This window comes from Bacillota bacterium, from assembly GCA_024655925.1.
Classification (GTDB): domain Bacteria; phylum Bacillota; class DTU025; order DTU025; family JANLFS01; genus JANLFS01.
Map to the genome: position 1 here is coordinate 2,408 of JANLFS010000121.1, position 5,684 is coordinate 8,091.

Genomic DNA, 5,684 nt, shown 5'->3' on the forward strand with positions numbered 1-5,684 from the left:
CATGATCGACATGAAGGCGGAGTCAGTCGAGAGCATTTCGTTATCGATGGCGATGCCGAAAGAAACCGTGCGCAGAGCTGTGAAGGAGCTCACTGCAGCGGGCTGGGCTATCGACGGGCGGCAGCCGGGGAGGCGCGCCCTGGTGGTCTATCCTGCTTTTCCAAAGCGTGTTGAGACCGTCATTATCAACGGTCTCAAGTATGATAAGGATAGAGCCGTGAACTACGGTGAGTGGTTAATGCGGGCCTTCTGCGATGTGCTGTTTGCGACGGACGATTACATTGACTTGTCGCGCCCCCCGTGGCTGAGGAACCTCAAGACCAAGGCACGCCTGGAGATCGATCGGGAGTACCTCGGCCACCACGTGGGCTTTGAGTTCCAAGGGCCGCAGCACTACAAGACCAGCCCTGACGAACAGGATGATGCCGAGCTCAACGAACAGAGAATCCGAGACGCTCTCAAGTACCGGCAATGCAGCTTGCGCGGGGTGACGCTCATCGAGATCACCGCCAACCACCTGACCCGTGACGAGATGTTGGCGAAAGCAGACGGTCGGCTGCCCCTGACGGTCTATGCGCGTATGCCCGACTCCAGGCTGCTGGACGCGATCGAGGACATCAGCGCCGATTACAGGGGGTTGGTCAAAGACAAGGCTGGCGGCAAGAGCTCGGCGCTGTCGTTAACCTGACGTGGACCCACTATGATGGCATTCCCGCGTGGCGTCTGCTATGCCTCCTGGGTTGAGTCAACAGATTCGGGGGCTATTCCCGGAGTATCCGAGGAATGTGTGGGCTGAATCCGGAGAATCGGTCAGAAATGGGGACTATGTGCTTGCGCAAGTTTGCGCCCCCGAGTGGGTGTCAGAGAGGCGTCACCAGCCAATAGGCGAAATGCGTGTAGCTGGACATATATGGTCAGGCCTTGTGACACAGGCGTGCCCACCATCGGCGGATTTCCGGAGGCTTCAATTATGACCGCTATGCGAAAAACAGCGGCCGAATATGGGCGCTAATTCGCGCGTAGCCCACAAATCCGGGGACGAGGGCAAGACGCAGGCGATCGTTCGCCAACCTCATTAAGAAGCTTCTCAGCAAACTCCGAGCCAGCAGCATCTACATGCAGAAAGTGTGTTAGCGCAACCTTGTTGCCATGCTTGCGACTTGGTGGGCGCCGCAGCGTGCAATGGCTCGCGCCCACATTCGCGACGACGCCCCGGAAACAGGCGTGGACAGGCGGTTCACTGTCGGTGGGGACAGGGTTGTCGAACGGGCGAGCTCTTCCGCGCTCAAGGCGAGTGACGCTAGTGTGGATTCGGTTCACTTGGACATGGTCTTTTGGACATGGTCTTTCGATGCACATAGAGCAATCCCAATCGGGTATGACGTAGAAATGACCCCCCGGGCATGGAGTCTCTGAGGAGTTCCCGGGGTAGCATAATAGGTATATAATAAGGACACGAAAATACTACGAGACGAGGCGATCCATGTGATCAATATCAAACCGTCTGCGGCGATCCGCAAGAACTACAACGAGATCGCTGAGCTGTGCAAGCGGTCGGGAGAGCCGGTGTACCTCACCAAGAACGGCCAAGGCGACCTGGTAGTGATGGACATCGAAGCGTTTGCGAGGCGTGAGAGCATGCTGCGCCTCCGGGAAAGCCTGATTTCTGCTGAGGAAGATCGGTTGATTGGCAAGACCGGCTATTCGATTGACCAGGTGTCCTCCATGATGAAGACCGCTGTCAGGGAGGTACTGGATGGAAAGCGATGAAAAGCACTACGTAGTAGTCATCTCCGATGAAGCGGCGCAGATGCTGGTGTCTCACTCCAGATTCCTGGCGCAGGTGAGTGAGTCAGCGGCGCTTCAGCTCATAGCTGAGTTCGAAGAGAAGGCAAAGTCGCTCGAGGCATTTGCGGAGCGCAATCCATGGCTGTTGGATCCGCTACTGCCTGAAGGGAAATACCGCAAGCTGCTGATGGCCAGTCGATATCTGCTGGTTTATCAGGTGAAAGGCAGCACCGTGTACGTGGATGCGGTCGTGGATTGCAGACAGGACTACCGTTGGTTGCTGTAATCCCCCGGAGACCATGTAGTGCCGTAGGCGTTTGTGTACGCTAATCTGAAAGTCGAAGGGCAGATGAATAGGAATGCCAACCACAGCTACCATCGGCATAGTGCAAGGTCCACAGCTTCTGCAGCGAGTCGTATCGAAACTGCGCTAGAGGGATGCGGGTCCACTCTCTAAGGGTGCGGTCTTGAGCGGCATATAATTTGAAGAGCGTTATCGAGTTCGCCCTGGCGTGAAATTGGAGGTGATAGCCGGCCCAGATGTCGTCGAGAAGCCGCATAGGGCGGAAACTGCACATGAGTGCCTCAGCACGCCGGCTCACCGCTTTCGGCATGGCCGCATGAACCACCTCTCCGGTTCGGCGTTCAGCTGTTGCCGTCATTGGACGGCGTCGCGAAAATGCGGGCGTGAAGGAGATCGAGCCCTGCCCGCCCATACCCAATTGGTTTGATGCGCTTAACTCGGGTTATGTGGCCTTCGACTCTGCCAGTGCTCCATACCAGCTCTACCGCCTACCCGGACTGCCGGGAGGTCGGCCGTTAAGGTCCTGGCGAGCCGCCTGAAGGAAGGGAACTCACTGCTTCCGGCTTGCACTATCCACCGATCAATGTCCTCGGCTTTGCGGCCGCGCAGGATCCGACGGAACCCTTGGACCAGGCCGTAGGCGCGCGCCAACTCAGGGTTCATGGCGAGGAACTGCTGGGCCAGTTCCTGCTGGTTGCGGTTAAGACGCTCTATCGGGCATAGCATATAGCATCGCCCATCGGACGTCCTTCCAGGCAGGGCGACGGACCTTGCAACGCGAGAGGGACCTTCCGCTCTCCAGGGCTGCACAAACGCTCTTAGATACGACTGCGCTCCGTCATGCCCAAAAGCCCTGATCTCTTTGAAGAGCTTGGCCGCATTACGGCAGCCTGCCTTCCGCCTCTCCCACAGGCAGTCTGCGAACGGCGCGAGCTTGCTTGGCCTTGGAGGGCGTGGGGCTCGCTTGGGGACCTCCGTAGACCGGGCATACTTGCGTACTGTGTTGCGGTTAAGGCCTGTGGCCCTGCTTATGGCTCGGAGCGGCTCGCCGTCGCGGAACCGACGCTGAACTTCTTCGTACCGGATCTAGAGTCGTTCAACCGCAGCCAAGCGATCAATGTCACGCTTTGTGAGCCTCCTGGTTTCGCGGCTCTCTGTCTTCGACTCAGTCACAGGGAGAACGGCAGTCTCAGGAAGTCTCCACGTCTTTCGATCGAAAGCCTCCCGCAGAGCGTCATTGACGTTACGGACCAGGTGGGACCGGCTGCCGCCTGCACCGCGTCGGGGGCGGCTTGCGATGCCGCTTGTGCATACGCCGCGGCACGGTCCCGGGCATTGCCCTCAACGCCCGGATGCAGCCTCGGCTATTTGGCGACCAGTTCTGCCGCGCGATCCAAGAGTACGTCTACTGGCTTTCCGCTCTCGAGGTCGCATAGGAGAGTTCCGTAAGTCCTGCCGTGCCGCATGGCGAAGTCGTATATACCCAGGACTCGCAGCGCTGGAACCTCGGGACGGGAGCGGCTAATGGTTCTAAGAAGTGTGCTCGAACTGGCGCGCATGCCGAGCTTCAGGGCGGGTTCGGTGCCCAAAGCGCTGGTCATGGCCATGACAACCGACTTGAGAACCTGCGTGACTCTGTTCGTGCGCTGGGCGTACCGCTTCGCGAGCCAGTTGAGAGGTTTGCTGAAGATCACACGCAAGCAGTCTCGAGCCCGGCAACGGAACCGGCGTACAACTGCGTGGACCCCGGGTAGCTCGGCCAAGACCGGGAGATCACGCAGTCGGCGAACGTAGGAACTGCGCACCGCCGCGCTGGTATTGCCGCAATTGCGACACGCGGCTATGTCGGCGGTCGGAACGCCAGTTATCTCAACGCAAGCGTCGACGTGCTCTACGCCCGTGACCTTGGTGAGTTTGTGCAACTCCCACCGTATGTTTTGTGCTTACGTTATCCTAGTCACAGGTCCGCTGCGTGGAGTTCCTCGCCTCCCTCGACATGGTGGAGTTTCGCGGTCAGAGCTGGGAATTCTCAAGTCACTATTCACAATCAAAGAATCTTTACCGACGGCGAGGAGGAGAACGCGGGAATGTAGTGAGGTGGACCCCATTGTCAAGACACCGCAGACGGTCTCCTTAAGCAAAATCTCGATGCTGTGGCGATGTTAGCGGGTTCCCAGATCTGGTGGTCAACTACCTCCGGTATAGCCCCCGGAAACGCGGAGCGCTTCCAGAGTCACCTTGCCTTCTCCGCACCTCCTCCGCCGGCTGCAACTTGAGCCCTCGGTAGCCAGGGTGCCCGCCGCTTGTACTACCCTTGACTGAGCGGGTTCCTGCCAGGCCACCATTCCTAGGCAGATGGCGAGTCCACTCCTCCGCCGTCCTGCTCTCTCTCCCTCTTTACCAACATCTAGCCTGGCAGGGTGCCAGTCAAGGGCGGCGGGCAAGCCCTGGTGTTCTTCACCACTCTCAGCCGATGTATGCGCATCTTGCCAAAGCCCCTTCGTGGTTCCTGAGCCGCCGGGCTGGCGGCACGAGGCTTTTCTTGCAGGGCGGCCAGGCCGGGCGGGCTTTACGAGCGGCCCGCCTCCGGCCTCGCCGCAGCGGTCGTTGCGTGCCACCTCAAAGACAGTCCCAATGCTGACCCGGTGACTCCTCCTTCGTGCGAGTCGCCTTCATTACGGCACGCCTGCCTCATCGCGATACATCTCTTTAGCAGGGGCTAAAGGACACCCCTACCTCCACCCGCGTAGCTTCCGGAATACCCCTTCCCCTGCACGCGCCCTGATGCTTCCTCAACCTCCGCGATCACCACCGGAGCTCTCTCCAATGGACGGTACTCCCTGACCAGTTCGCGCACCGCCTCCACTGTTGCCCGATCCTCACACCGCCTCAAACCGAGAAGCACCCGATGCCTGCTTACCCCTTCCTTCCTGTAACTCTCGACGATCTGCAAGTAACCAATATCTCTCGTCCAAGTCGCCCGAAGAAACATGGCTTCTTTAGCATCATATCACGGTAGTAGAAGTTATCCTTCGTCACCACGGCTGCACCGGCCACATACACGAGCTCAGTGAGGCTGTCTGTGAACTGCTCGACCAGTTCCTCAATCACTCGCCTGTTCCACGCCTTGTCTGACTCATTGCCGTCCATAGCTTCGCCGACGAGGGGCATGCCTTCCGCACCGCTCATGGCCCCTGCCCCAGCTGAAAACGCCCTCGGCGACAACGTCCTCGCCTCCCAAGTTGACCATACAACAATCACGCTAAGAGTACAGGCGCCGAGTGCCAAGCTCCGCGATTGACAGCAATCGCGCTTTGTGTCAGGTGGTTGCATGTGGTGTGGCACTGTGGCCTAGCAATGCCATGTCGGAAGGGGAATATGCCAGGACTAAAGAATACCGGCACTAGTTTCTGGTTTCTCCATCGGTTCATCGAGAAGCAATCGGCAAGTGTGTGGGCTTACTAAGTAATTCTATCTTGCACCAACTTGCATTATCTTATCAAGGAGACCACAAGGGCGTCAACGTCATCGGCGCTACGGACCGCGTCAATCCACAGTAGGGAAGAAGAGCTGAAGAGCCTTTCCGTAGCGC

The 5,684-nt window shown here is 58.6% G+C and carries 6 protein-coding genes; 3 read left to right on the plus strand and 3 right to left on the minus strand.

Translation table 11 applies throughout. From position 1 onward, the window contains the following. The 3 genes from NUW23_14065 to NUW23_14075 form a co-directional block, all read left to right on the plus strand. Positions 1-688: hypothetical protein (locus NUW23_14065; protein MCR4427287.1), on the plus strand; the 688-nt coding region annotated here is incomplete at its 5' end. 797 nt (positions 689-1,485) lie between these two features. Further along, positions 1,486-1,770: a type II toxin-antitoxin system Phd/YefM family antitoxin gene (locus NUW23_14070; GenBank protein ID MCR4427288.1), complete on the plus strand. Its 285-nt coding sequence runs from the start codon at positions 1,486-1,488 to the stop codon at positions 1,768-1,770. Continuing rightward, positions 1,757-2,074 (plus strand): type II toxin-antitoxin system RelE/ParE family toxin, encoded by a 318-nt coding sequence (locus NUW23_14075; protein ID MCR4427289.1) that lies wholly within the window; start codon positions 1,757-1,759, stop codon positions 2,072-2,074. The genes NUW23_14070 and NUW23_14075 overlap by 14 nt, the downstream gene beginning before the upstream one ends. Before the next feature lie 1,382 nt (positions 2,075-3,456). Here the strand turns inward: NUW23_14075 and NUW23_14080 are convergent. From NUW23_14080 to NUW23_14090, 3 genes are all read right to left on the minus strand, one after another. Beyond that, entirely contained in the window at positions 3,457-4,014 is a 558-nt protein-coding gene (locus NUW23_14080) for a transposase family protein (protein MCR4427290.1), read from the minus strand. A gap of 797 nt (positions 4,015-4,811) precedes the next feature. Further along, positions 4,812-4,997 (minus strand): hypothetical protein, encoded by a 186-nt coding sequence (locus tag NUW23_14085; GenBank protein ID MCR4427291.1) that lies wholly within the window; start codon positions 4,995-4,997, stop codon positions 4,812-4,814. 11 nt (positions 4,998-5,008) lie between these two features. Beyond that, positions 5,009-5,317, minus strand: a complete 309-nt coding sequence (locus NUW23_14090) for a hypothetical protein (GenBank protein MCR4427292.1) — start codon at positions 5,315-5,317, stop codon at positions 5,009-5,011. Between the last annotated feature and the right edge of the window lie 367 nt (positions 5,318-5,684).

What these genes read in the sequence shown, in the direction of transcription:
- NUW23_14075 (MCR4427289.1), top strand. Translation starts at nt 1,757, where the DNA reads ATGGAAAGCGATGAAAAGCACTACGTAGTAGTCATCTCCGATGAAGCG.